This window comes from Vibrio sp. 1580, assembly GCF_033340055.1.
On the sequence record NZ_JAWOVT010000538.1, the window covers coordinates 1 to 571 of the forward strand.

Annotated in this window: 1 pseudogene; it reads right to left on the minus strand. The window is 44.7% G+C overall.

From position 1 onward, the window contains the following. Positions 1–185: 185 nt before the first annotated feature. Positions 186–571: pseudogene (locus R7093_RS27040) on the minus strand (haloacid dehalogenase-like hydrolase); the annotation flags it as partial.

Genomic DNA, 571 nt, shown 5'->3' on the forward strand with positions numbered 1-571 from the left:
TTGTTCATTCTAATTTTGCCTCTTCAAATCAACTTAGTGAGTAGAAGCGCATTTTGTGTGATGAAGCGTGAAGTGATCGTGAAGAAATACAAGAATTTGGCATGCAAATAGAAAAATTCCCCAAAGCGTGGGGAATTTTTCGGTCTTGGTTCGTAAATTGATTGGGCTTCGAACAGCACTCCTGTTTAATAAACAGCGCACCAATCGTTTTTCATGTCGATAAGCTGCCAGTTGTCATGCGCAGTGGCTTCGTCTAACGGTTTATCTTAGCGGCCAACGTCCGATTGACGGTCGTATTTCCACTCGCGCGCTTCGTCAGTGTGATGCACAATCATCGCCATAGAGTTTGGTTGGCTTGTCGCCCACTGCATCATCGCTTGGTCTCCGTCCGAGTTACCAACGGCGAGCACTGGTTTCTTACCAATAATGTACTGGATGTTTTCGACTTTCACTTCTTTATCATCGAGCGTTAACAGTTCGCCCAACTTCATCACTTTAGGCTGACCATCATTAAAGCTGTATTCGTATTTCAACGCGCTGCCGATGATTTGTTCGTCAGGAATGTTGTAAG